The sequence below is a fragment of the Paenibacillus sp. S28 genome (assembly GCF_016624415.1).
GTDB classification, from domain to species: Bacteria; Bacillota; Bacilli; order Paenibacillales; family Paenibacillaceae; genus Paenibacillus_AQ; species Paenibacillus_AQ favisporus.
The window spans coordinates 80,690-105,521 of sequence record NZ_JACVTM010000011.1 but is presented as its reverse complement, the minus strand read 5'-3'; the positions used below and the strand labels follow the sequence as shown (position 1 = coordinate 105,521).

Here is a 24,832-nt window from a genome sequence, read left to right as displayed (position 1 = left end):
TGCTGAATATTTAAACGGGATGTTTGTTTCTACCAGTCTATGTAAACAATATTTAGAAGACTAACAAAATCGTCAGTCACCTTGTGAAATATAGATTTCTGGAAATGAAGAGAAAACGAGGGATGGAAATGTCGTATATCGTTGATTTTCAAAATGTATCTACGGTGGGTTTGGAATCTTCACCTGTCGCCGAAGCGCTTGCTGGTTTGCGCGCGAATGAAGCCCGTTACTTTATGAATAAGTACAAGCATGAATTTACGGTTGTGCCTGCCAGCGAAAGCCAAGAGACCCTGGATTATGTGAACCGGATTTTGAAGGAAGAACGGGATATTGAGTTTGCGGCCAAACCTTTGGAAACATCGCGTTTTCAAGTGGAAAATATCCAAATTGCCTACGTTTTTTATGAGGATGGTCTCGCCCTCAATGTCATGTATACCGTGGATGACCCGAAGAAACGGGCTGTCGGTTTCAAGCTTTCGGAAGGGATGGAGGTACCGCAAGAGCTGGAAGGGAAGTTTAAGTTTGCGAGGCAGAAGTCCAAGCTGGCTGGAACGATTCGGGGCTCGTTTTTTGTCATTAAAGGGGAATATTAAGCAAGGCATAGGACGCGAAGCAATCAAATGAAAACATAAACGGGACAGGCGGCGCAGACCATGCTCTCCTGTCCTTTGATTTTTTAAGAACGCGATCCTACTCTTCGACGGCAATGCCGGCAGCTTTCAAATGGCCATAGGTCACGATGTTACTGAATTGGGAAGATACCTCAGCCGCGGACAGGGGCCGGTCGTTTTTGATCCACCAAATCACGATCCCCATGAAAGCCGATACGAGGTATTCAAGCAGCAATTCTTTAGATACCGCTGACGGCGAATCTCCCTGCGCAGGATTCCACCCCTCATCCAGTTTGCCTTTTATGATCGCCTCCATTTTTGCTCGAAACGGATAGATTCTGCTCTCCTCCACCAACATGGCATAGTACAAAGTAATACTCCCCGAAATGTGTTCCAGAACGGCTTGCATGACGGTCTCCAGTCTGGACAGACGGAAAGGGTTCATATGGAATGGGCAAAGCACGACGGTCTGCTGCAATTCGCTCAACAGCTCGTCCATACATGTATCTAATAAATCGGGCTTGTTCTGGTAGTGAAGATAAAATGTGTTTCGATTGATCATCGCCCGGTCGGCAATATCCTGGATCGTGATCGCTTCGTATCCTTTTTCCTGAATCAGCTCATAAAATGCCTTTCGGATCGATTGTTTGGTGCGCACAATTCTTAGATCGGTCTTCTTTTTGTTCATATGGATTTCGCTCTCCTACAAGAAATTTAAGGCGTTAAGCGACAAATCCGTGCGAAATGCCTCTTATCCTGCAAAACTCAAAATATTGAATATTGAGGGTGCTATGGTTCCTTATTATAATGAGCACAAGATAAATAAACAACATCGTGTTCATTATTTATCTGATGGCGATACATGTTGCGAGATCAGGACCGGTCCATCAAGCGCAAACGTTAATTTTAACTTTCGATATCAAAGGGAGGATATTTCGATGACATTCAACGATCATAATGAGCTTGTTCTTAAGGCAACCGCTGTGCTGGAAAGCCTGGAGAGCGGCAGCCCCGAAGCGATTACGGCTTACGTTCATCCGGATAAATATATACAGCACAACCAAGCCTTGCCTGATGGCCGTGATGCCATGCTAGGTGCTCTAGCCCATTTAAAGGAAAACGGTACGAAGGTCAGCATTAAACGTGCTTTGGTCGAAGGGGATTTTGTGGTCCTCCATTCCGTATATGAATTCTTCGGCCCTAAGATCGGGATTGATATTTTCCGTTTTGAAAATGGGCTCATCGTCGAGCATTGGGACAATTTGCAGGAGATGGTGGAGAAGACGCCAAGCGGCCATACGATGATTGACGGACCGGTCACGGTTCACGATATCGACAAGACGGATGCGAACAAAGGACTTGTCCAAAGCTATGTTGAGAACATTTTGTTTGGGAAAAATCCGGAGCTGCTGAATTCATATTTTGACGGGGATCTCTACATTCAGCATAGTCCGCATATTGGGGATGGCCTTTCAGGACTTCATGCGGCACTCTTGGCGCTATCGGAGAGAAATATTGAGTTTCAATATACCCACCTCCACCAGGTCATCGGACAAGGCGATTTTGTGCTTACGGTAAGTGAAGGTATATTTGACGGTCAGCCTACGGCTTTTTACGATTTGTTCCGCGTGGAGAACGGAAATATCGCCGAGCATTGGGACGTAGTCGAGGCCATCCTGCCGGCAGAAAAGCGGAAAAATTCGAACAGCCGGTTTTAAGGCTTGAGGGGGTTAATAGAAAGGCATCGCCGGATCATTGCGGCGGTGTCTTTTTGTGCTGCGCTTATTTCCGGAAAAGTGACCCTCGCAGCATTCAGCCAAATAAAAAAGCCCTCACGGGAGAACAATACGTTGTAGATTGCACTTGACACCATCGTGTCGGTGATATAGCATTAATCCTAATAATTAAACTACGTTGAAAAGGAATAGTACGGTTTTCTAAGCGAACAGAGAGCTGTTGGCCGGTGTGAAACAGCCGTGGAGAAAATTGGAACTCACCTTGGAGTTGCTCGCTGAAACAGTAAAGTAGGTGGAGCCGGAGCCTGACCGTTATCATCAGGAGGATCCAGGTTTGTCTGTTTATGCAAACCGTATCCGTAGAGTGCATGCCGGCGTTGGCATGAATTCGGAGTGGTACCGCGTAAGATGTTAAAGTCTTTCGTCTCTGTTAGTGGAGATGAAAGGCTTTTTTTGCGCCTCCGATCTTTGGCAGATTAGCATAGGAATCGACGAAAGGAAGGGTATCCATGAAAAATGTAAACAAATACGACAGAGGATATTTTATGCCGCCGGAGACCAGCCTGAACTGGACCCGGAAGGAATATATTACGGAGGCGCCGATTTGGTGCAGCGTTGACCTTCGTGACGGCAATCAGGCGTTGATCGTTCCGATGAATCTGGAGGAGAAGCTGGAATACTTCAAGCTGCTTGTGGATATCGGATTTAAGGAGATCGAGGTCGGATTTCCTGCAGCTTCGGAGACGGAATTTGCCTTTTTGCGCGCATTGATCGAGCAGGATTTGATCCCTGACGACGTGACGATCCAGGTGCTGACCCAATCGAGAGAGCACATCATCCGCAAAACGTTCGAATCGCTGAAGGGCGCGAAAAAAGCCGTCGTTCATCTGTACAACTCCACCTCCGTGGCGCAGCGGGAGCAGGTATTCCGCAAATCCAAGGAAGAGATTATCGATATCGCTGTGAGCGGCGCCAAGCTGCTGAAGGAATGCGCGCAGGAGACGGAAGGGAACTTCCAGTTCCAATATTCGCCGGAGAGTTTCACCGGCACGGAGATCGAGTTTGCGCTGGACATCTGCAACAGCGTGCTTGACGTATGGCAGCCGAAGGCGGAGAATCCGGTCATCATCAATCTTCCGGCAACGGTATCCATGTCGATGCCTCACGTCTACGCCAGCCAGATCGAGTATATGAGCGAGCATCTGAACTTCAGGGAGCATGTCATTCTGTCGGTTCATCCGCATAATGACAGAGGCACGGGCGTGGCGGACGCCGAGCTCGGCATGCTGGCCGGAGCTCAGCGCGTCGAAGGCACATTGTTCGGAAACGGGGAACGTACGGGGAACGTGGACATTGTGACGCTGGCGCTCAACATGTACTCCCACGGGGTCGATCCGAAGCTGAATTTTGAGAACATTCCGGCGATTGCCTCCGTGTACGAACGGCTGACCAAAATGAGAGTGAGCGAAAGACATCCTTACGGAGGCGAGCTGGTATTCACCGCGTTCTCCGGTTCGCATCAGGATGCCATTGCCAAAGGTATGAAATGGCGCGAGGAAAAGGATCCGCAGCATTGGTCGGTCCCTTATCTGCTGATTGATCCGATGGACATCGGCAGGGAATATGAAGGCGACATTATCCGCATTAACAGCCAGTCCGGCAAAGGCGGAATCGGATACGTGCTGCAGCTGAAGTACGGACTTGATCTCCCGGCGAAGATGCGCGAAAACTTCGGATACTTCGTTAAAAACGTATCGGATCAGCAGCAGAAGGAACTGATGCCTGAGGAGATCTACGCCATTTTTTTGAAGGAATACGTGAATATCCAAACGCCTGTCGAGTTTGTGAAATACCGCATGACGGACAACGAAGATTTCCAAACGATCGTCACGATTCGTATCGGCAACGAAGTCAAGGAAATCGCCGGCAACGGAATCGGTAGACTCGATGCGATCAGCAATGCCCTCCAAACCGAGCTTGGGCTGGATTATTCCGATTTGATCTATACGGAGCATGCTCTGGAAATAGGCTCGAAATCCCAAGCGGTGTCCTATATCGGAATCACGGCTTCCAACGGCAGTGTATATTGGGGATGCGGCATTGACGTTGATATTATGACTTCGTCGGTAAAAGCGCTCTTTAGTGCTGTGAATCAGTTTAGCCGCAATGCGAAAAACTGATCGGTTCCGGCTAAGAACGAAATTCGGTCATTTCGTATACACCTAAAGAGGATGAGAGTACTCTCACACATAAAAAAAGGAGCTGCCGCGGGCAGCTCCTTTTCTGTTTATTCGCCCATAGACACCTTAGAGAGGGGGTAGGGCTTACAGAAAGTAGAAGGCCACTTCACCGTTTGGGTGATGGGCCTGTTCTTTACTGATCGATGTACTCATCTGTTTCACGAATAGCATCACCAAACGCGGTCAAGGCGGCGGGGCTTTACAAGACGAAGACTTTATTTTTTCCGACAGCCTAGTAATCGACTCCTTGTCTTGATCGGTTAATTGGTCAAGAAAATGCTTGCGTATTGTCATGGAGACGATGGGACGGGCATCTTTCAACGCTGATTGTCCAGCGGGAGTGATGATGACTTGAACGCCGCGATCCGTGTCCAGCGGTTTCCTCTTCACGAGTCCGCGATTCTCCATTCGCGTTAAATGATGCGACAATCGGCTCTTATCCCAGTCCATCGAGTCGGCTAAATCCTGTTGGCGAAGGCTGCCGTCTCCTAATAGGTCTAACCTATCCAATACACCGTAATCCCCTTCGGATAGTCCCGTGTGCTCGGACATTTCTTTGACGACGCGGCCGAAGATGGTCTGGAAGGAGCCTTTCCACATATGCCATATTCGCATTTCTTCTTCATTCAGCTCGTTCTTATCCATAGAAACATCATATCATGGTTGACGCATCAACCACAACATGTTACAGTAGATACTAGGTTGACGTATCAACCGCATGGGATCACACATGATGGGTTGAGGAGCAACCAAGTTTTTTTACCCATTAGGTTGACGTATCAACCTGTGGGTCCATTCTTGGATACGCAGTTGGCGCATCAGCCTGGATCATTTACAAATACCACACTTCAATGCACGAAAGGAGATTTTTTTAGATGCAGGATAAACCCGTCGCCCTGGTTACCGGGGCCAACAAAGGAATCGGCCTTCAAATTGCCAAAGATCTCGCGGCACACGGCTTCACCGTACTCGTCGGGTCGCGCAGCCTTAAGAATGGGGAAGAGGCAGCAAAAAGTGTAGGACCGGACGCACGCGCCCTCCAGCTCGACGTCACGAATCAGGCCTCCGTCGACGCCGCGGCAGAGCGTATCCGCCGAGAGCTCGGCCGACTTGACGTGCTCGTGAACAATGCCGGCATCTCGCATGCGGGCAATCCGGGCCGGCCGCTTGAGGAGATCGCGGAATCGTGCCGGCCCAGCGTCGCTTCTCTTGACGAGGTGCGCGCGGTGTTCGAGACGAACGTGTTTGGCGTCATCGCTGTCACCCAAGCAATGCTGCCGCTTCTGCGTAAGGCGCCGGCGGCACGCATCGTCAACGTGTCCAGCGAAGCGGGGTCGTTGACGCTCAACGCAGATCCGGCCAATCCGCATCGCCCGATGTTCGGTGCCGTGTACAGCCCGTCGAAGACCGCCCTCAACGCCGTGACGCTTGCCTTCGCCATTGAACTCGAGTCGACGGGCATCAAGGTCAACGCAGCATGCCCGGGCTTTACAGGGACGGACCTCAACAACTTCGCTGGAACGCGCACCGTCGAACAGGGGGCACGCGAACCCGTGCGCCTGGCGCTCCTCGATGACAACGGTCCGACAGGCACGTTTTCGAACGAGGACGGCCCGCTCCCATGGTAATGCAGCTTCTGATGATTGATCCAAACCCAATCTCGCTCTACGAAAGGAACTTTAACTATGGATATCAACGTTAATGCCCCTACTCCAGTCATCTCGGTAAAACCGGTAGTGCTATCAGCCCCGGACCGGGGTGACGATCTGCAAGTGCGGGTGTCTGCGCCAGCAACGGGACACGACCTGCCTATTATTGTTTTCTCGCACGGTTATAGCTCGTCGATGGACGGCTACACCCCGTTGGTCGACTTCTGGGCCGCTCACGGCTTCGCGGTCATTCAACCTACCCACCTCGACTCGAAAACGCTGAATCTTCCTCCTGAGGATCCACGTACACCGCTGATATGGCGCGTTCGGGTCGATGATCTGAAGCGCGTCCTCGACCAGCTTGATCTCATTGAAGCTTCCGTACCCGGCCTCAGCGGGCGCCTCGATCGCAGCCGCATTGCTGTAGCCGGACACTCCTGGGGAGGCCAGACAGCGAGCATGCTGCTCGGCGCGCGGGTCCTCGATGCCAACGGCCAGCCGGGAGAAGACATGTCCGACTCGCGGATCAAGGCAGGACTGCTGCTTGCCACGACGGGCAAGGGCGGAGCTGACTTGAGTCCGTTTGCGGCCGAGCACTTCCCTTTCATGAATCCGAGCTTCGCGGACATGAACACGCCGGCCCTCGTGGTAGCCGGGGACGAGGACCAGTCCATGCTGTCCTCCCGGGGGCCGGACTGGTTCACCGACCCGTACTTCCTGAGCCCGGGTAGCAAGAGTCTGCTCACCCTTTTTGGGGGACAACACTCGCTCGGTGGAATCACTGGATACAACGCCACGGAAACGACGGACGAAAGCCCCGAACGAGTCGCCCTGCTCCAGCGGATCACGTGGGCTTACCTTCGCAGCGCGCTCGGCCTCGATCATTCCAGCTGGGCGGCTGCCCGCGCGGTTCTGGAAGAGGGCGCCAACCCGCTGGGCCGTATCGAGTCGAAGTAAGGGCCTGATGGGCTTGCCAGCCTGACAGTCATATGAAGCCCGGTCCACCTGGCCGCGAGCATCCATTTGGGTGTAGGTGCCTAGGCAAGTTAAACAAGCGATATCACAAAGGCCATCCCTAAAAAGGATGGCCTTTAAACTTGCCGTTATAGGCGGGGTTGGTGAAGCTTGCCACAAGCGAAAAGTTTGGGGGAGCACCGACAATGTCCGGTCATCGTACGAAGTAGGGACAAGATCCGGGAATCTGCCGGATTCGTGCAAAATGGCGTTATTTTCGGTGGGATACCAAAACACATCAACATGACGCATGCCTAATCCCGCAAACATCCACTCCGTTAATCGCGGGTTTTATGTTTGAGGAAAGAACTGATAAGATAAAAGAAAGTATTGCTGATGCAGACATAGGTTGTGAGATTGCGATACACTGTAAACAGGAGGGATTTAAATGATATCTAACCGGAGCGCCCAGATTGGTCCGCCGCGTTTCGCCACTGCCGTACACGCCCTGATCTTGCTTGCCAAATGCGAAGGAACGCTTAACAGTGCGGCCATTGCCTGCGATGTCCAAACACATGCCACATTCCTCCGCAGAGTATTGGCGCAGCTCACGCATAACGGAATGGTTGAAGCGAGAGAGGGACGAAATGGGGGTTACTATCTGAAGCGCCGTCCGGATGAAATTACGCTGGCGGATATATATTTGGCTGTAAAATCGGATTGCTGCGAACCAGAGGTTAAAGAGGACTGCACTTCGGGCCGACAAAAGCTTGAAGCAATTATGGGAGAAGTGCAGAATCAGACGGTTGAATTGCTCAAACAGCATACGTTAGCCGATTTGATGCAAGAATAAATACTGGATTGCAATGTGAGCCGAAACGTTATATACTGTGTTCATGTAAGTTGCAGTTGGTGGCCCGACTGCATTTTATTTTAAGATATACTGTGCCTGTACTGAGCACAGTAATTACGAGGAGGAGAGAAGCATGTCCGTTTCACAATTGTCCCAAACGGTGGAGCAGCAGCCATTTTTCAACGTTATTCAGGAACGGCGGTCCGTCCGCAGCTATGATCCCGATGTAAAAATTTCGCGGGAAGAAATGAATGAAATCCTGCAGCAAGCTGCGCTGGCTCCTTCAGGCGCTAATCTGCAGCCGTGGCGGTTTCTCGTCATCGACTCGCAGGAGCTGAAGCAAAAACTGTTTCCGATCGCCTTCGATCAGCAGCAGGTGATTGAGGCTTCCGCTGTCATTGCGGTACTCGGAGATTTGGAAGGCTATAAATTGGCCGAGAAGATTTACGGAATGGCGGTTGATGCGGGGTACATGCCAGCAGAGACGGCTAAATCGTTCGTGGAACGCTATCAAGGGTTGTTCGCAAGCATGCCTCCGGAGACTGTTCTCCAGAAAATATCTATTGACAGTGGATTGGTATCCATGCAGCTTATGCTTGTCGCCCGTGCCAAAGGATATGATACGGTTCCGATGGGCGGCTTTGATCAGGCTAAATTTGTAGAAGCATTCGATATTCCGGAGAGATACGCTCCTATTATGCTTATCGCCATCGGCAAAGCGGCAAAGCCTGGACACCCTACGCTAAGATTACCGATTGAGGATGTTGCTTTCTACAACGAAATGCCTAAGGCATAATATCATCTTTCAAGCGTTAAAAAGCACCCGAGGATATGAACTGTATATCAGCGGATTGGACGACACCGTTCCATCAGCATATTAAAGACAGAAACCACTCCGGATAATGGAGTGGTTTTTTAGCGGAATTTACATTCATGCGCCGGGAGCAGATTCGTTACGGAAAGCCTGGCGGCCGATCAGGCCGACTCCCAGCGCCAGCAAGGTTAGGACAGCTGCTAACAAGTATAGGTTTACAATGCCGAGCCATTCGGCAAGGGCGGCCATAACGAGCAGCGAAATACAGAACACCAGATTCAGCAAGGAGGCTTGGGCGGACAGCACTTTCGGCAGCACCCCTTTGTCAACGCTGCGCTGAATCAAAGTGCGGCGGTTGATCACCGAGAGCTCGGCGAATGGTCCCATCAGCAGCACGAGAATGAGCGCGATAAAGGGCTGGGTGTTGAGGGCGTATATGGCGGTGAGGATGCCATACCCCGCCATGCCGATCAGCATGGCGGCCAGAAGGCTGCTGCCGATGGCGCGTGAAATGGCCAGAACCAGCAGTCCGCCGCCAACCGTCCCCGCAAAATATGCCGCATTAATGAAGCCCCACCACTCTTCGCCTTGGCCAAGCGCAGTCTGAACGAAGGCCAGCGTAAAAGCACCGACCCATACCGAACCGCCCAGCATGTCGATGATGTCCATGAAAGTCAGCAGCCGCAGGCGCGGCATTTGCCAGATGATTTTCCAGCCCTCGGTCAAGGTGTGCCATCTGGAAGCTGGAGCCGCTGCTATGCTGTCGTCAGGCGCTGCGTCGGTCGGCTGCTGTTCAAGATGGGCTTCCGCCGGCTCCTTGACGCCCAGTGTAAAAGCCGCTGCCAGCCCGTAGACGACGGCCGTCACCAGCAGTGTTGGGCTGGGTCCGAGCAAGGCGACAATAACGCCGCTCAGCCCCCAGCCGGCAAACTGTACCACCTGATCGCTGACGCTGATCAAGCTGTTGGCCTTGAGCAGGCCCTGCTCATGTGCGACGAGCCGCGGAACAAGCGCGTTGCGGGCGGGAACCGTCCACCCGTCCAGAAAGGACATCGCGAAGACCAGCGCAAGCACCAGAACAAACACAGCGTCCTTTCCGGTAAGCTGCAGGTAAACGGCCAAGCCTATGAACAGCAGAAACTGGCCTGTCTGCGAGAACAGCAGCAGGGTAGGCAGTTTGAAGCGGTTCAGCAGCAGCGGCGCGATCAGGCCGCTCAGCATTTGGGCGCCGCTGCGCATCAACGGCATAAACGCCGCCGATATGAGTGATTCGGTCTGGTTTAACACCAGCACCGTAAGCGCCATAATGTAGAGCACATCCGCGGCATTTGCCGCCGTCTGGGTGGTCCACAGGAAATAGAAAGGCCGGGTTAAGAAGGATGATTTCATGGCGGTCATAGTCTCCATTCCTACGTGCATGATGCAAAAAGCTTGTAACAAGATTAAGGATACGGGAACTTGAAGTTTTTTACAATGAAGGAAAGACACCTGATAGGGCAAGCACAGAAGCCTCCTGGAAAAAGAAAATTAGCTATAGTTAATAGCTATAACAGGCTATAACCTTTTAGTAGAACGTTATATCCAAGGGGATATGCTATAGTGACTTTAATATTATTTTCCGAGGAGATTAGCCGATGAGCACACAAACCAAACCTACAAAGCGAACCGTTACTCCGTTTCGATATGATATCGTCGGCAGCTTTTTGCGCCCCCAAGCGTTGAAAGAAGCCAGAGCCCAATTCCAGAACGGTGAAATCACCGCTGAGCAGCTGAGAGAAGTAGAGAGCGCCGAGATCATCAAGCTCGTACAGAAGCAAAAAGAAGTAGGGCTTCAAGCGGTCACCGACGGCGAATTCCGCCGTTCCTGGTGGCATCTGGACTTCTTCTGGGGCTTGGATGGCGTAGAGCGGACCATTGTTGATCAAGGCTACCAATTTAACGGTGCACAGTCCAGACCTGAAACCGCCCGCCTGACCGGTAAAGTGGGTTACAGCAGCCATCCGTTTGTATCGCATTATGCGTTTTTAAAAGAGGTTGCAGGCGAAGACGTCGTTGCGCGTCAATCCATCCCTGCGGCCGCGCAGTTTCTGTTCGAGCTGGACCGGGCAGAAAATCAGGAGAGCACGCAAGCCATCTATCCGAATCGGGAAGAGCTCATTGCAGACATTGCCAAGGCGTATAAAGCAGCCATCCTCGCACTCTATGAAGCCGGCTGCCGCAGCCTCCAAATTGACGATTGCACATGGGGAGCGCTTTGCGACGAGCAGTTTATAGCGTTTATGAAACAGGCCGGCGTCGACGTGGCGGAGTATGCGAATGAATTTGCGAGATTAAATGAGGAAGTGGTATCCGGTCTGCCGGAAGATCTCGTCGTCACGACGCACGTATGCCGAGGTAATTATGTATCGACTTACGCCGGAGTTGGAGGAGGCTACGAGCCGATCGCGCAAACGCTCCTGGGTATCGATAACTACTCCGGCTACTATCTGGAGTTCGATACCGAGCGGGCAGGCGATTTCAAGCCGCTTCGCTTCCTGAAGGACAATCAGCAGGTCGTGCTGGGCCTGTTCTCTTCTAAATTCGGTGAGCTGGAAAATAAAGAGGACATCTTGAAACGGATCGAGGAAGCGACACAGTACGTCGACCTGAACCGGATTTGCCTGAGTCCGCAATGCGGCTTCGCCTCCACGGAAGAAGGCAACCACCTGACCGAGGAGCAGCAATGGCGCAAGCTTGCTTTTATTAAAGAAATCGCGGAAGAGATCTGGAAGTAACTCATATATAGGAATAGAATAAGCACCAATATAGCCGTATGGATGATGATCCGTACGGCTAAGGATGCTCTCTAAGTACTTCACGAAGGGTTGCCTTGAGTGCGTGTATAGAACTGATACTAAAGAAAGCCGGGAGGCTGTAAGGAATGGTCATGTTAGGCCGATCCGGTCAAACAACGCCATCCATTCCGGGTCAACCGCAGCGTTCCGGCAAGCAGCGATTTTTGCCAAAATATCTGGGTCCGGATCATTCAACACCGTCATTTGGGACAGTTTGGACAATAACGGGATGAACTGAAAATCCCCTTCGCGATGGGCAGGCTCACGAAAATACCGGTCGAGAGACGCCAAGTCAGGGATGCTGACACAATATGCATGCGTGAACCCCTCCTGAGGATCACCGAAATAGCGCCCAAGGGAATAAAACGCGACGGATTCCGCCTTGGCTGTACGCTCGATAATCGAAAGGACCCTCTGTATTTCCACTTCATTGACGCCATCCTTGAATTGAAACCGCAAAATGCTTGTGATCATCTCCGTCCCTCCGAATATCGTCTAATTAGAACACCCCTGGATTTCCATTGATGCCTCAACGATATTGTATCAAGGTCACTTACCGAATGTAAGAAGTCAACTCACTTGGATATAGTCATCTATTATGGATCAGCTTACTTAATTAAAGTTAAAATAACTTGAAACGCGTATCTAAGAGGGGAACCTCTTGAAACAAGTAAAAGCCCCTTCCGGCTAATTGCCGAAAAATGCTAAATTCTGTCTTTTGATACGGTACTTCGATTCTCCACCGCAACCTGAAAAGTCACCGCTTGAGGGTCATACGCCAGCTGTCCGAGCGGCTGAGCTCTGTGGAGGTTCTCGAGGTATTCACGGCGCTGACCAAGAGGAAAATGGTTTGATCTTCGCCGGTGTTGTTGTTAAATAACACCTTGTTTGGCGTTAAATCCCCGGCACCGCCTCGGGCAACAAACTTTCCCGGAGACGGCTGGGCCTCGATTTTAATCGCAAAGGCTTCATTATTGAACAAAAAATTGAGGTTGTTTAACGCCAATTTTCTTCCCTTTTTCACCCGGATGACGATTTGCTGGAGCAGCAGCGTTTTCCGCGGCCCTACTTTGACCGGCGTTTTTCCGCCTACAATCCCGCTAAGTTGAATCATGCTCTCACCTCTCTAACGAAATTCCTACAACATATTCATAGAGGATGAGCTTGGACACGGCACTGCAGGCCATACCACCATGGGGCAAAGGCAGTTCATTTTTATTTCGAGCCGGACCCGGATTTCCGCAGCGCTCCCCGATTAATTCACAGCCTCTGAAACGTTGTCGTAATGCCGTCCCAAATGATAAGCTCGCGTCAGGAGGTTATCGAAAACTTCCGGCCTGGAATCGAGCGTATCGTATAGGATCTCAACCCGGCTGTTCGAGATTCCGCAGTAATCGGCTATGCCGACGTTTAGAAGCTGGGAGAGCAATGTATCGTATTGCCTCTTCTCGAAGTGCTCTTTCGGAGCTCCCGCCAGACCAAGCCACAGCACTTGTTGATGATGCAGGTGACTTGCGCCGTAAGCATACCCGTTGTTCCATACCCGGTCGATATATCCTTTCAGCATGGCCGGCAGGCCGTACCACCATATCGGGAAAATAAAGGCGAGCGCGTCATGCCGTTTCATGCGTGCGATCTCCGCTTCCACCTCAGGCGAATAGACTTTGTGATCCGAAGACCAATCCGGCTCGTCGGCTTCCCACAACACGGGATTAAAGCCGCTGCGATGCAGATCCAGCACCTCGGTTTCGTGCCCGGCGTCGGCAAGTCCCTGGATAAATCTCTCTGTCACGGAAAAGGTTAAGGAGTTCGCCCGCGGATGCGATACAACCGTCAAAATTTTCATCGATGTCACCTTCCCTCTCTCAAATTTCATAAGAGTACGGTAAAATTATCAGGTATGCTGTGATAAATGGGAAGTACTTACTTTTTTGTGATATAGACACTTTAAAGTGATATACTCACCGGAAAGTAATCGTTCATCGGAATCGACAGGAGGGTGGTAATCCCATGGAAATGCAGACCACACGGACGTTTAACATCCCCGCAGAGGCGACGCTTCAGGTGATCGGGGGAAAATGGAAGCTGTTGATTTTATGCCATTTGAACTGTGGGGACGGACCGCAAAGAACGAGCGAATTAAAAAAGGCAATTCCCGAGATTACGCAAAAAATGCTGATCCAGCAGCTCAAGGAACTGGAGGAAGACGGTATCGTAACGAGAACGTCTTACAATCAGGTTCCGCCGAAAGTAGTCTACGAACTGAGCGAGCTGGGAAAGTCGCTGAAATTGATATTGGATCAATTGGATGAGTGGGGCGAGAAGTATATGAATCTGCGTGATTGGAGATGTTCCTGTTCGGAATGAGGAGAATCGATAGGGCATATATGAAAAAAGGAGCATGTCGTGGCAGCTCCTTTTTAATTTAGCTGAATTAAGCGGGGGTAAGATGATATAAGTGGTATAAAATTACTATAATGCTATGGTACAATATTACTAAATTGTCATTTTGGGGTGAATATTATGAAAAAGGTATTGGAATTAAGTGATCTATATTTAGGTAATCTTGATGCCAAGCATGAGTTGCTTGGAAATACGGAGGAGGAGAGATTTAGATTCGAGACATCTTTCCTTGTTCCTGAGAATGTAAACATAGATAATTTCTTGGCTGGTCGTCTTTTCTATATAACCGGTCTCAAAGGAACGGGTAAAACAGCATTAATGAGGTATATTGGAATTTATGCTGAGAAGAGTATTGGGGCTGTTAACTCATTTGTTTTATTTAAAACACAATTCAATGAGGACGATAAGAAGGATTTAGCACGTGCAGCCAGAACAACAATTGTCGAGCAAGAAGAAATTCCCGATGAACAGGACTTTGAAGCAATTTGGCGGTGGTTTTTACATAGGCATATTGTTTTACAGATTGAAAAGAATGAGTTGAATGTATTTGAGAGAAATCGAGATTGGGATAAATATGTTGCATGTGTCACAGCTCCCAATATGGGGGATGAGGTCTCTGGTATTAGGAGATTCTTCCCTAAAGTAAAAAAAGGTACAGTTGAGGTGTCAGCAGAATTTCACGCAATTCAAGGTAAACTTGGATTGGAGCTTGACTTTGAGGATAGAGAACAGAAAAGGGTGAAATTTAATCCAATAGTTAGACAGGCAGAGGCTTTGTTTGAAAAACTTATCCCTAGTGACACTCATTTAAATATTTTCGTTGATGAGTTAGAGATTTCATTTATGACTCAAAAATCGTTTGATCGAGATGCAAGGATGGTGCGAGACCTAATTCTTGCAGTTGAGTCGATGAACCTATTATTTAAACAACAAAGAGCAAATATTAAAATAATCTGTGGTGTTAGATCCGAGGTCATTTCTTCTATTTCTACCGTTGGTAAGGAGATCAACAAACCATTAGGTGACTTTGGCATAAATATAATGTGGAATCAATCTGGAGGAGATATAACACAGCATCCAATTTTAAAAATGATTGTAAAAAGATTAATTACCTCTGAACAACATCATGGAATATACAGAGATAATCCAGAAGAAGTGTGGAAAAGCTGGTTTCCAGAACAAGTTCAAGAGACTGATACACCAAAATACTTATTGCATCATACTTGGTATAGACCTCGAGATATTGTAAGACTATTAAATCTAGCTCAAAAAGAATACCCTCGTAAAGAAAGCTTCGACCATCAAACATTTGATGCGATAAGACGTCAATATTCAATCGAGAGTTGGGTTGAAATGACAGAAGAATTACGGGCAACATATCGACAAGAAGAAATAGAAGTAATTAGAAGGCTATTATATGGATTCAAACCATATTTTACCTTTGGGGAGGTAAAGGATAGGGTTCGAAAACTAAATGTGCTTTATGATGATGTCCAAGAAACTATTGACAAGTTACGTTTGAACCGTATATTGTCTCACTTATTTAAAATAGGAATTATTGGTAATGTTTTGCCGAATGGTAAACAAAGATGGGCATATAGAGGAGATACCGACTTGTTACTTGAAGAGAAAATGACAGTGCATCGCGCTTTATGGAATGATTTGGGATTAGGGTAAGACAATGTAGATTTGTTAGTACCTCATTGACACAGATCTTATTATTCTTGTCTAATCTCCCTGCTTGGAATTCAGAAAAACGAGAATTGCTGACTAGGCTACTCTCGTTTTTTGTGCTTTACTTAGGGGATCATTTATCTTCTTTTATGGTTTGTCCTCACCCTACAAATACATCTCCCGGGCTTCTTTACCGAAAAATCCGGTTACGTCCTGATACTCAGCGATATCGATCCGGTGCTGCCGCATGATTTTCTGAATAAAAATGGCGTCCGCAAAGAGCATGTTGACGATTTTTTCGCATACTAACGGGGTGTCCTTGAGATGATCGACCAAATCATGAATGTCATCAAACTGAAAATAAAGGATATAACAGACATAATTCTGAAGCAGCATGCGGAAGCCGTACTCTCGATACGGGTTGGTTCCGGCATCCAAGAGAGCGTCTCTTAGCAAATCGAAAAATCTGGTTTGATGTTCCGAGTGAATCCGGAGCAGCTCATCCACATCATGGATCAGCCGGAGTACGGTCTCAAACCCTTCTTCTGAAGGCATAAGCAGCTTGGATGATTTACCCTCAATCGATCTTAGCAGCTCGAGCGTGAGATGTTTACCGTCCTGAATTTCGTGAGGAGTGATTAGCAATCGATCCTTATACTCATCGTGCTTGTCGCAGTAGTAATCGTGGTATAAGGAAAAATAGCGCTCTACGCGGATACCCGTTTTCGTATGAACCAAATCCCGGCCGCGGAAAGAAAAGCCGTACAGGGTTTCCTCGTTAACCGGGTGGGCATAAAGGTAGAAAAAGAAGAAAAAGTCCCTCAGCTGCTCTTTCTGCACATCGTTTAACCGGACCGCATCCGTCAACTGTCCCAATTGAAAAAAACAGTAATGTTTCATAAAGTCATTCATTGCACGGTAAGGATGGGGACTGGCAACGGACGTCGTCGAATTGATCGTATACAGGAGAAAATAAAGGATCTGCTCGTCGTACACATCGAGGTTCGGAAAGTAACCCGAGAGCAGCGGCTTCCAGTCGGGGTTGGCCGTGTACCGGGGATCTTTCGGCTGTAATGCGTCTGCCCATTCCACAAACGTTTTGTCATCAGGACCGGCAAAAAATAATTCGGCGCTGCCATCCTCGAAAAGGCCGTATTCAAAGCCCTCCGTTTGCTCAAGCTCGAATCCTCTATTGAATTTGATGTTCAAATATTCGTTATATAGCGATTGAAGTGTCATTTGTCTGTTCCTCGGTTCCTTAATCATTCTGCTTGCATTTGCTTGCTGGCCGCTAACACGCTGCTTTAGAGGTTCGACGTGAAGCGGGCATAACCTTCTGCGAAAATCCTCAGCCTGAACGTATTCGTTCCAAAGTTTCAGAGCCCGAAGGGTGGTCTACGATGTACCGCCAGCTTCCGTCAGTTTGGCGTCTAATCACTTCGGACGTATGTCCCTCCACCTGAGCCGGGTTGCCGTTCCCATCCCGTGTATGAAGGATGAAATGGGCACGCAGCAAAGCGATATTTTCGAATGGGATGCAGTAAATGTTCCTGGACGTCATGCGACCCTGCAGCTGCAGCAGATCCTCGAGCGTTCCACGGATTGTTTCGATTCCTTGGTCAAGCCCGCCGGCCGGGTTCATCAAAATGCTATTTGGTTCGTATAGCGTTAGCAGTGCGTTGATATCGCCGGAGTTGAAGGCCTCGGCAAAAGCAGCATTCATGTCCTCCGGCCGCATGACCGGATTGAAGTTCAATGGTAGCTTCATAAGCTCGCCTCTTTTCGTATAATGGAAATATACAGGTAGCTTATACGAACCTTCACCGGTATTGAAGTACGCAGAAATAGATGACTTAGTCATAAAAACCTGACCAGCAGGAGGAAAAGATGCCTTATCAGGATGGAACATTTGGTTGTCCGGTAGATGTGGGACTGCAGCTGATCAACGGGAAATGGAAACCGAAGATTATCTACGAGCTGCTTCAGCAAAAATGCCGTTTCGGCGAGCTTCATCGGCGAGTTCCCGGCGTTTCCAGGCATGTGCTGACGACACAGCTGCGGGAGTTGGAAGAAGGCGGCATCGTACAGCGAAATGCATTTTTGACCGTGCCGCCAAAAGTTGAATATTCGCTGACGGAGTTTGGCCAGCGTTTGGAGCCCATTTTGGAGCAGATCATGAAAGTGGGAGAGCACTATATTTCACAGCAAAAACAGGAGGCGGCTGCTGATCCGCCAAGCTGAGTCGAGTCATGTCGATGTAAGTCCACGGTGATATGAAAATAAAAACGGACGCGGGTTAAGAACCGGCGTCCGTTTTTTTATCCTAATCCAATTCCACAGTTCGATTCATATTGGTGCCTTCGTTGCTTTTACCCATCAGTCTGCGGAACAGGAACCTGGCCATTTTGAACTTGTTGCCGGCATCCCAGTACTCGGCCGCTTCGGCCTGTACCTTGATGAGCACAAGGTTCGGATCGTCATAGTTCGTTTCCAGCAGCTGCTCGTAAACGGGGTTCCACAATTCCTTCAGCTTTTCGGTGCTGTTGACCAGCTCGGCTTCACCGCGGATGGAGACGAAGGACTTACCGGCATAGGCCACGTTGACCTGCCGGTTTTGCAGCAGTTCATGGAACTTCTCTGTGTCTTTCTTGGTCAGGAACCACAGGTCGCCGTCAAATTCGATGTCCTGGGTCTTCATGGGACGTGAAACCAGCCCTTCTTCCGAGACGGTCGTCAGCATGGCCGTGTCGATGCCCTTAATCAAATCGCGTACTTTCTCGATCGCTTCTTGGTTATCCGGAGTTGGATTTGTCATTTTGTTCACCTTTTCCTAGTGTGTGTTTTTATTAGTATTACACTTATTTATACTCTGCCAAACCAAGAGAATTGGGCTGATTCCACTCCTGATTTGAATCCCTTTATGAGCAGGCCTATACTTATACCCCGAGGTTCATCGCGTCTTGACCGAGAAGGTTTTTCCGAAGCAGGCCGGGCGGCTTACCGCAGAGGAGTGGGCAAATTCATTAGATTAGGAGACTATCCCTTGACCAAAGCCGCGATTCCGGTATGCTGCCGGGCGATGGCCTTTGGTTTTTTGTCTATTTCCGAGTTATACGCACGACAATCATTTAACAGTCCACAGAATAGTGCTATACTATGAATTAGGTAATCATTCATCAGAAAAGGTGGATAACCGGGTCGCACTCTGGCTTGCCTCTTGAGAGCGCCTACATCTTTTCTTCAAATACTAGCGTGTAAGGACGGTAATTATGAGCAACAGACAAACCGAAACAGACGTTATCTTAATTGGTGCCGGTATCATGAGTGCGACTTTGGGGACACTGTTGAAAGAATTAGTACCGAACTGGAAAATTACAGTGTTTGAGAAGCTGGCAAGCCCGGGTGAGGAAAGCTCGAACGAATGGAATAACGCAGGAACGGGGCATGCCGCCTTGTGCGAGCTGAACTACACATCCGAGAAACCGGATGGTTCCATAGATATCAGCAAAGCGATTAGCGTCAACGAGCAATTTCAGGTTTCCATGCAGTTCTGGTCTTATCTGGTCAAGAGTAATTTGATTCGCAATCCGCAGGACTTTATTATGCCGCTCCCCCATATGAGTATGGTTCAGGGGAAAGAAGACGTGGCATTTTTGAAGAGACGTTTTGAGACGATGTCCAAAAACCCGCTGTTTCAAGGGATGGAATTCTCCGACGATCCGAAGAAACTGATGGAATGGATTCCGCTCATTATGAAGGACCGGACCTCGGATGAACCGATCGCGGCCACCAAAATGGACTCGGGAACGGACGTCAACTTTGGCGCTTTAACGCGTATGCTGTTTGAGCACTTGAAGAGCAAAAACGTTGGTATTCATTACAAGCACAGTGTGGACGATATCAAACGCACCAGCGATGGCGCGTGGGAATTGAAAATACGCAATTTGAGCAGCGGCAGCGTCGAACGCCATACGGCGAAGTTTGTCTTTGTCGGCGGTGGCGGCGGAAGTCTTCCGCTCCTTCAGAAATCCGGCATTCCGGAAGGGAAGCATATCGGCGGATTCCCGATCAGCGGACTCTTTATGGTGTGCAACAATCCGGAAGTGGTAGCGCAGCACCATGCCAAGGTGTACGGCAAGGCCAAAGTAGGTGCGCCGCCGATGTCGGTTCCGCATTTGGACACCCGCTTTATCGACAATCAGAAGTCGCTGCTCTTTGGGCCGTTTGCGGGCTTTTCGCCAAAGTTTCTGAAGACCGGTTCCATGTTCGATTTGCTGGGTTCGGTCAAGCCGAACAATGTGCTCACGATGCTGGCTGCAGGCGCCAAAAACCTGTCGCTGACCAAGTACCTGATCCAGCAGGTGATGCTGTCAAAGGAAAAACGTATGGAAGAGCTGCGTGAGTTCATCCCGAACGCCAAGAGCGAGGATTGGGATATGCTGGTGGCCGGCCAGCGCGTGCAGGTCATCAAAGATACGGAAGCTGGCGGCAAAGGCACGCTCCAGTTCGGTACGGAAGTCGTGACCGCCTCGGACGGATCCATTGCTGCCTTACTGGGGGCTTCTCCGGGGGCCTCCACCGCCGTTTCCGTCATGCTCGAGGTCATCGAAAAATGCTTCCCTCAGCATGCGAAGGCGTGGGAGCCGAAGATTCGGGAAATGATTCCGTCTTATGGCGCGCCTTTGATGAAAAATCCGGGGCTGATCCGCGAAATTCATACGTCGACGGCACGCACGCTCGGTCTCAACCGTGGATTGCATTCGGCCAACGTGATGTAAATATAGCGATATATGATAAGAAAAACGTCTATCGACGTACCTTCAAAGAAGACAGACCGCGTTTAATTGAAGTTTTTCTTGCGATTATAGAATGGTTCAGCTTCGCTGAAATTTATAAATTCTATAATCTTAAATAAAACGGCCTTCACCCTGAGCTTCAAGGGATGAGGGCCGTTTTGCATTTGCAGAGGACACCGGTCAAGGAACGTAAGCACCGACGACTTCAAACTTTGGCTCGCCAGCGATCGTCATATACTTTACTTCAACGACGCAGCCTTTCTGAAAGGAGGGAATATTCACGATCGGGATAAACGTTTTTACGATGGTGTGATGAGATTCGCCATCCGGCATGGTGACGGTTAAATCAAGCAGGACCTCCGGTTGATTATCGAGCTGCGCATTCGTCTGCTGAATGGAATGGATGACGGCTTGCGCGGATGTGCCGTTTGTTAGGATGGTTTTGCGCTGCGATAGCCCTTTACGTTGACGGGTTACCGTTCTGATGGCAAATGTAATCGTCAGGGAGGCGGTAAGTAACGAAAAGATAATGATGATCATAACAATCGTCGTCAATGGCATGCACCTCGCTTCCATTTTTAATATAATTCAGGTAAATGGACCCAAGTATATTATATTAAGCTTAATGCAGCCAAGAGGATCCGTCTACGAATTTACAAATAAATCATGTTTGATCATTCGGGCAGGGGAGAGGAAATCATGATTCAGTTAAAAGATATCGGGAAATTCGAGGAGCTTCCAGAAATCGCAATGCATATCTATCAAGGGAATATTCCGGCTTTGCGGAATGCTATCGCGGAGGGTTGGGATATGGAGGAGGGGATCGTACTTAGTCGGTATACTGCGTTAAGTCCGCTTGAACTTGCCGTAATCGCGGAACGGCTGGATGTAGTTAAGCTGCTGGTAGATCACGGCGTCAATCTCAATGACGCACAGAGTCCGGCTTTTTTGCGGGCTGTCCGTTACGGAAAAGAGGGGATGGTACGCTACATCGCCGCGCAGGGTGCCAGAATGGACATGCTTAATCGAGTGGGCTCTGGCGCGTATTCGCAGGCCTACTATGGCAACAAAAGCAACATCCCGCTCATTCAGGAGCTGGGCCTCGATATTAAGCTGCACGGCGGGGCTGTACTTCGCCAGGCGGTGTCCGATCATGACTATAAGACCCTCAATTATTTGCTCGATCAGGGAGTGGACATTAACTACAACCAGCCGGATCAAGTCTATCCTTACGAAGCAACGCCGTTAACTGTGGCCGCGCGCATGGGAAATTTAGATATGGTCAAGTATTTGGTCGAGCGGGGTGCCGATGTGACCTTAGCGGAAAAGGACGGCGAACGGCCGTATACGATCGCGGTCAGCCAAAAGAACGCAGTCCTGGCGGATTACCTGAAATCGCTGGAACCGCCGGAATTTCATGACGTGGCGAATAAGAAGCATGAGCTGAGAGCGTATAAATTACCGGAGGAGCTGGTCGATCTGTTAACCGGTGACCGTCTGCGCCTTGAGTTAGCCCCCAATGAGTACGATATCCGGCATATCGATTTCTTCACCTTGACCGACACGATCCCGATCAAGATCGGGCGGCAGAAGCTGCTGCGCCTATCGGCAGACATAGACAACTACTCGGATCTTCAGCTCATGTGGAATCCGAAGAAAAAAGGATGGATCGGCTGCTATGACGTCGAGCATGACAACTATTCGGACCTGTGCCGTTTGGGAGAGTTCCTCGAGCAGCCTGGTACGTATCTGGTTCGTTTTCTGGAGGGAGAGCTGTAGAAACCGGAATGGTGCCTGAGGATGATCCGGACGAATCTGGATGATTTTTCATACATCGTAATACTTTCGCCCTGTTGGCGCGCTGCGGAGTATGGGAAGATGGGGACATCAAAGGCTCGGGTTCAGCAAAACCCGAAGCCCTTGACCTTCAGGCTATGGCGGTCCTTCCTTCTAACTTCATTTGGCGAACATAGGGCCGCCGCTTCCCTGAAGGATTTTGATTCAGAGAGGAGGCGTCCAGGCTATCATGCTCCTTCCTTCTATAACCCTTATTAAAAATTAGGGGCATGGGTTTCCTGGACTCTTTAATATGAATATCAATACCATCTACTTACGAAGAGCCAATCATCTGATCGTGGAACAAGGGCAGGGGGGCGAGCCGCTCCCGAAGGCCTATTTGGCATCCGCCCTGAAAAATATCGAAGCGCTGGGATATACGTTTTCGCATGCGCTGCTGCACGCGGTAAAGGACTTATCTAAAGTGCAGTTTGAAGCATTATACCAACAACTGGTTGCGGATTTACAGGTTATGGTCGGGGCTCATGTGAAGTTTAAACCGATGTACCCGGATTTTCCGATGCAGGTCATGGAGCATAGCGATGCCGAGCTGTATCTGAATGCGATTTATCATTACCTGACGTTGAATGTACCGGCGTATGGGCATGCGGACCGGCTGCCCTTGGAGGATGAAGGTAACCTGAAAGTGATTGGTTTGGGGAGCCGTGCGGAATTCATGAGCCTGATCTCCCGGTTGATTCAAGCCAAAGGCTCCATCTCCGATAGTGACAAGCAGGATATTGATGAGGTCATTGCGTTTGCCGGCGCGGATGATTTGGAAGTGCTTCTTCCGGACGACATCCCGTTCAAGGAAAATGCGGCATTCATTGCTGCGTCCTTAATGAAGCATGACAAAGCCAATCTGGAGCAGATCGGACGGTACTTTCGGACAGCGACCGATGTCCTTCGGCTGGCAGCCGCATGGTCGGACGGCGACGTCAGTCTGGCCGAGGCGACGCGCTTCCGCAAATTCAAACGGCGCGAGCGACGGCTGCTGCTGGGACTGCTCGAGAAGTGCCAATCCATCACGGAAGATATGCTGCGGTACAAGGAGCGCTGGGTTCGGCTGGGCGAAATTCTGCATCCTTCCGAATATAAGCATCGCTTTCGGCGGTGCGAGGAAGCCTTTGACGTCGTGCGCAACGACAAGCCGTTCACGTCCTTTAACGGAAGCGTGGAGCTGGCCTTCCAGTTCCGGAACGTCTGGACGCTGATCGATCTCTTAATGCAGCGTCCGGGCGAAATGGCGAGAAGGCTCGATCATCTGCTCCGGTCCACCGAGCATACGGAGTATGTCGTGCTGGCTTTTGGCGAGGTGGTTAAGGAAGTATCGACGCCGGTGCTGCTGCAGGTGAAGAACCATTTTGCCCGCCGCCGTGAACGGCAGCAATTGCGCGTCTTTTTTCCAAAAGGGAATGTTGCCAAAGCGTTTGCCCTTCGGAACAACCTTTCCGAGATTGACGAGGAGGCATGCCGGGACATCGTGCAACTATGCGAGCAGGCGCTAATCGGGCGCTTCTCTGCCCTGCCGCCGCTCGGGAAGGTGTATGTCGACAAGCGGCTCCAAAGCTACCTCGTGCCGTTCTCCGGGCGCTCTGCCAGCAAAGCGCTGCATACGATCGTGCGCGGCAGCCGGGTGCCGATGGCGGAAGGAGATACGATCCGGTTCTTCAGCTGGTGGAAAGAGGGCCTGGTGGATGGCAAGCCGACGGGGCGCGTGGACATCGACCTGTCCGCCGTAATGTACGACCGCGACTGGCAGTATGTGGAGCATATTTCGTATACGAATTTGCGGTCATCCAAGTACCGGGCTGTGCACAGCGGAGATATCGTTACGGCCCCTCAAGGCGCGTGCGAGTTTATCGATCTGCACATTCCTTCCATTGTCGATTATGGCGGACGGTATATTGTGGCGACGCTGCATTCGTTCACAAGCCAGCCGTATTGCGATTTGCCGGAGTGCTTTACGGGCTGGATGATGCGGAAGAAGCCCGGGTCCGGCGAAATTTTTGAGCCTGGTACGGTTGCGAACAAAATCGATGTCACCGCCGATACGCAGATTGCTATCCCCGTAATCTTGGATCTGGTGGAACGCACGGTGATCTGGACGGACCTGTCTTTGACCCGGCATCCGTACTACTACAACAACGTCGAGGGGAACCAAAAAGGGATGGTCCTGATGGGCAAAGCGATGACGACTTTGCGGAAACCGGACCTATATGATCTGTTCACGCTCCATGCCAAGGCCCGCGGGGAGCTGACCGAAACTCCGGGGGAGGCCGATGCGGTGTTCTCAGTGGAGCAAGGGGTAACTCCTTATGATATCGAGGAAATTATGGCGGAATATATGTTGTAGATTCGGATATACCGAAAAACGTAAAGAGATTAACCGATAACCGACTCATGGCGATCATGCGTCGGTTCTTTGCGTT

The 24,832-nt window shown here is 50.0% G+C and carries 24 protein-coding genes and 1 other annotated feature; of the genes, 14 read left to right on the top strand and 10 right to left on the bottom strand.

The genetic code is table 11. The features are described from left to right. Window positions 1-128 precede the first annotated feature (128 nt). Window positions 129-593: a phage tail protein gene (locus tag IAE55_RS23900; RefSeq protein WP_105445572.1), complete on the top strand. Its 465-nt coding sequence runs from the start codon at window positions 129-131 to the stop codon at window positions 591-593. A 97-nt stretch (window positions 594-690) separates the two neighbouring features. On the opposite strand, the gene IAE55_RS23895 is transcribed toward IAE55_RS23900, so the two are convergent. Beyond that, window positions 691-1,299, bottom strand: a complete 609-nt coding sequence (locus tag IAE55_RS23895; RefSeq protein WP_145027596.1) for a TetR/AcrR family transcriptional regulator — start codon at window positions 1,297-1,299, stop codon at window positions 691-693. Window positions 1,300-1,549: 250 nt separating this feature from the next. Here IAE55_RS23895 and IAE55_RS23890 point away from each other — a divergent pair, with 250 nt between their 5' ends. Both IAE55_RS23890 and leuA read left to right on the top strand, forming a co-directional pair. Further along, window positions 1,550-2,329, top strand: coding sequence for a nuclear transport factor 2 family protein (locus tag IAE55_RS23890; protein ID WP_200634084.1), 780 nt, complete (start codon window positions 1,550-1,552; stop codon window positions 2,327-2,329). 187 nt (window positions 2,330-2,516) lie between these two features. Next, window positions 2,517-2,779, top strand: a binding site (T-box leader). 77 nt (window positions 2,780-2,856) lie between these two features. Beyond that, window positions 2,857-4,527, top strand: a complete 1,671-nt coding sequence (leuA, locus tag IAE55_RS23885; RefSeq protein WP_200634083.1) for a 2-isopropylmalate synthase — start codon at window positions 2,857-2,859, stop codon at window positions 4,525-4,527. Between the two features lie 243 nt (window positions 4,528-4,770). Here the strand turns inward: leuA and IAE55_RS23880 are convergent, their stop codons facing one another. Further along, a complete protein-coding gene (locus IAE55_RS23880; protein ID WP_200634082.1) occupies window positions 4,771-5,232 on the bottom strand; it encodes a MarR family winged helix-turn-helix transcriptional regulator in 462 nt (153 codons plus the stop codon). A gap of 230 nt (window positions 5,233-5,462) precedes the next feature. Here IAE55_RS23880 and IAE55_RS23875 point away from each other — a divergent pair, with 230 nt between their 5' ends. The 4 genes from IAE55_RS23875 (at window position 5,463) to IAE55_RS23860 (ending at window position 8,839) form a co-directional block, all read left to right on the top strand. Then, window positions 5,463-6,215, top strand: a complete 753-nt coding sequence (locus IAE55_RS23875; RefSeq protein ID WP_200634081.1) for an SDR family oxidoreductase — start codon at window positions 5,463-5,465, stop codon at window positions 6,213-6,215. A gap of 57 nt (window positions 6,216-6,272) precedes the next feature. Further along, window positions 6,273-7,193, top strand: a complete 921-nt coding sequence (locus IAE55_RS23870) for an alpha/beta hydrolase family protein (RefSeq protein ID WP_200634080.1) — start codon at window positions 6,273-6,275, stop codon at window positions 7,191-7,193. 445 nt (window positions 7,194-7,638) lie between these two features. Continuing rightward, window positions 7,639-8,043 (top strand): RrF2 family transcriptional regulator, encoded by a 405-nt coding sequence (locus tag IAE55_RS23865; RefSeq protein WP_145162361.1) that lies wholly within the window; start codon window positions 7,639-7,641, stop codon window positions 8,041-8,043. A 133-nt stretch (window positions 8,044-8,176) separates the two neighbouring features. Continuing rightward, the gene (locus IAE55_RS23860) at window positions 8,177-8,839 is read left to right on the top strand and encodes a nitroreductase family protein (protein ID WP_200634079.1); all 663 of its coding nucleotides are present in this window, start codon (window positions 8,177-8,179) and stop codon (window positions 8,837-8,839) included. Between the two features lie 135 nt (window positions 8,840-8,974). Here IAE55_RS23860 and IAE55_RS23855 read toward each other — a convergent pair whose 3' ends face one another. After that, window positions 8,975-10,246, bottom strand: coding sequence for an MFS transporter (locus tag IAE55_RS23855; protein WP_200634078.1), 1,272 nt, complete (start codon window positions 10,244-10,246; stop codon window positions 8,975-8,977). 245 nt (window positions 10,247-10,491) lie between these two features. On the opposite strand from IAE55_RS23855, the gene IAE55_RS23850 reads away from it, so the two are divergent. Next, entirely contained in the window at window positions 10,492-11,631 is a 1,140-nt protein-coding gene (locus IAE55_RS23850; protein WP_200634077.1) for a 5-methyltetrahydropteroyltriglutamate--homocysteine S-methyltransferase, read from the top strand. Between the two features lie 150 nt (window positions 11,632-11,781). On the opposite strand, the gene IAE55_RS23845 is transcribed toward IAE55_RS23850, so the two are convergent. The 3 genes from IAE55_RS23845 to IAE55_RS23835 form a co-directional block, all read right to left on the bottom strand. Continuing rightward, the gene (locus tag IAE55_RS23845) at window positions 11,782-12,165 is read right to left on the bottom strand and encodes a Dabb family protein (RefSeq protein WP_200634076.1); all 384 of its coding nucleotides are present in this window, start codon (window positions 12,163-12,165) and stop codon (window positions 11,782-11,784) included. Between the two features lie 283 nt (window positions 12,166-12,448). Further along, the gene (locus IAE55_RS23840) at window positions 12,449-12,805 is read right to left on the bottom strand and encodes a hypothetical protein (protein ID WP_200634075.1); all 357 of its coding nucleotides are present in this window, start codon (window positions 12,803-12,805) and stop codon (window positions 12,449-12,451) included. 141 nt (window positions 12,806-12,946) lie between these two features. Continuing rightward, window positions 12,947-13,537 (bottom strand): NAD(P)H oxidoreductase, encoded by a 591-nt coding sequence (locus tag IAE55_RS23835; protein ID WP_200634074.1) that lies wholly within the window; start codon window positions 13,535-13,537, stop codon window positions 12,947-12,949. A gap of 164 nt (window positions 13,538-13,701) precedes the next feature. On the opposite strand from IAE55_RS23835, the gene IAE55_RS23830 reads away from it, so the two are divergent. Together IAE55_RS23830 and IAE55_RS23825 are read left to right on the top strand one after the other, a co-directional pair. Next, window positions 13,702-14,058 (top strand): winged helix-turn-helix transcriptional regulator, encoded by a 357-nt coding sequence (locus IAE55_RS23830; RefSeq protein ID WP_144025448.1) that lies wholly within the window; start codon window positions 13,702-13,704, stop codon window positions 14,056-14,058. A 156-nt stretch (window positions 14,059-14,214) separates the two neighbouring features. Beyond that, the gene (locus IAE55_RS23825; protein ID WP_200634073.1) at window positions 14,215-15,771 is read left to right on the top strand and encodes a P-loop ATPase, Sll1717 family; all 1,557 of its coding nucleotides are present in this window, start codon (window positions 14,215-14,217) and stop codon (window positions 15,769-15,771) included. A 162-nt stretch (window positions 15,772-15,933) separates the two neighbouring features. Here the strand turns inward: IAE55_RS23825 and IAE55_RS23820 are convergent, their stop codons facing one another. Both IAE55_RS23820 and IAE55_RS23815 read right to left on the bottom strand, forming a co-directional pair. Beyond that, the gene (locus tag IAE55_RS23820) at window positions 15,934-17,007 is read right to left on the bottom strand and encodes a hypothetical protein (protein WP_200634072.1); all 1,074 of its coding nucleotides are present in this window, start codon (window positions 17,005-17,007) and stop codon (window positions 15,934-15,936) included. 109 nt (window positions 17,008-17,116) lie between these two features. Next, entirely contained in the window at window positions 17,117-17,536 is a 420-nt protein-coding gene (locus tag IAE55_RS23815) for a YybH family protein (RefSeq protein ID WP_200634071.1), read from the bottom strand. Between the two features lie 119 nt (window positions 17,537-17,655). Between IAE55_RS23815 and IAE55_RS23810 the strand changes: the two genes are divergently transcribed. Beyond that, entirely contained in the window at window positions 17,656-18,009 is a 354-nt protein-coding gene (locus tag IAE55_RS23810) for a winged helix-turn-helix transcriptional regulator (protein ID WP_200634070.1), read from the top strand. Window positions 18,010-18,091: 82 nt separating this feature from the next. On the opposite strand, the gene IAE55_RS23805 is transcribed toward IAE55_RS23810, so the two are convergent. Next, window positions 18,092-18,583 (bottom strand): pyridoxamine 5'-phosphate oxidase family protein, encoded by a 492-nt coding sequence (locus IAE55_RS23805; protein WP_089549529.1) that lies wholly within the window; start codon window positions 18,581-18,583, stop codon window positions 18,092-18,094. Window positions 18,584-19,037: 454 nt separating this feature from the next. Between IAE55_RS23805 and IAE55_RS23800 the strand changes: the two genes are divergently transcribed. Further along, window positions 19,038-20,546: a malate:quinone oxidoreductase gene (locus tag IAE55_RS23800; RefSeq protein ID WP_200634069.1), complete on the top strand. Its 1,509-nt coding sequence runs from the start codon at window positions 19,038-19,040 to the stop codon at window positions 20,544-20,546. A gap of 198 nt (window positions 20,547-20,744) precedes the next feature. Here IAE55_RS23800 and IAE55_RS23795 read toward each other — a convergent pair whose 3' ends face one another. Further along, a complete protein-coding gene (locus IAE55_RS23795; protein ID WP_234489815.1) occupies window positions 20,745-21,125 on the bottom strand; it encodes a hypothetical protein in 381 nt (126 codons plus the stop codon). Between the two features lie 138 nt (window positions 21,126-21,263). Between IAE55_RS23795 and IAE55_RS23790 the strand changes: the two genes are divergently transcribed. Together IAE55_RS23790 and IAE55_RS23785 are read left to right on the top strand one after the other, a co-directional pair. Next, window positions 21,264-22,343, top strand: a complete 1,080-nt coding sequence (locus IAE55_RS23790; protein WP_200634068.1) for an ankyrin repeat domain-containing protein — start codon at window positions 21,264-21,266, stop codon at window positions 22,341-22,343. Window positions 22,344-22,653: 310 nt separating this feature from the next. Further along, on the top strand, window positions 22,654-24,756 hold the full coding sequence (locus IAE55_RS23785; RefSeq protein ID WP_200634067.1) for a TerD family protein: 2,103 nt from the start codon (window positions 22,654-22,656) through the stop codon (window positions 24,754-24,756). Window positions 24,757-24,832 lie beyond the last annotated feature (76 nt).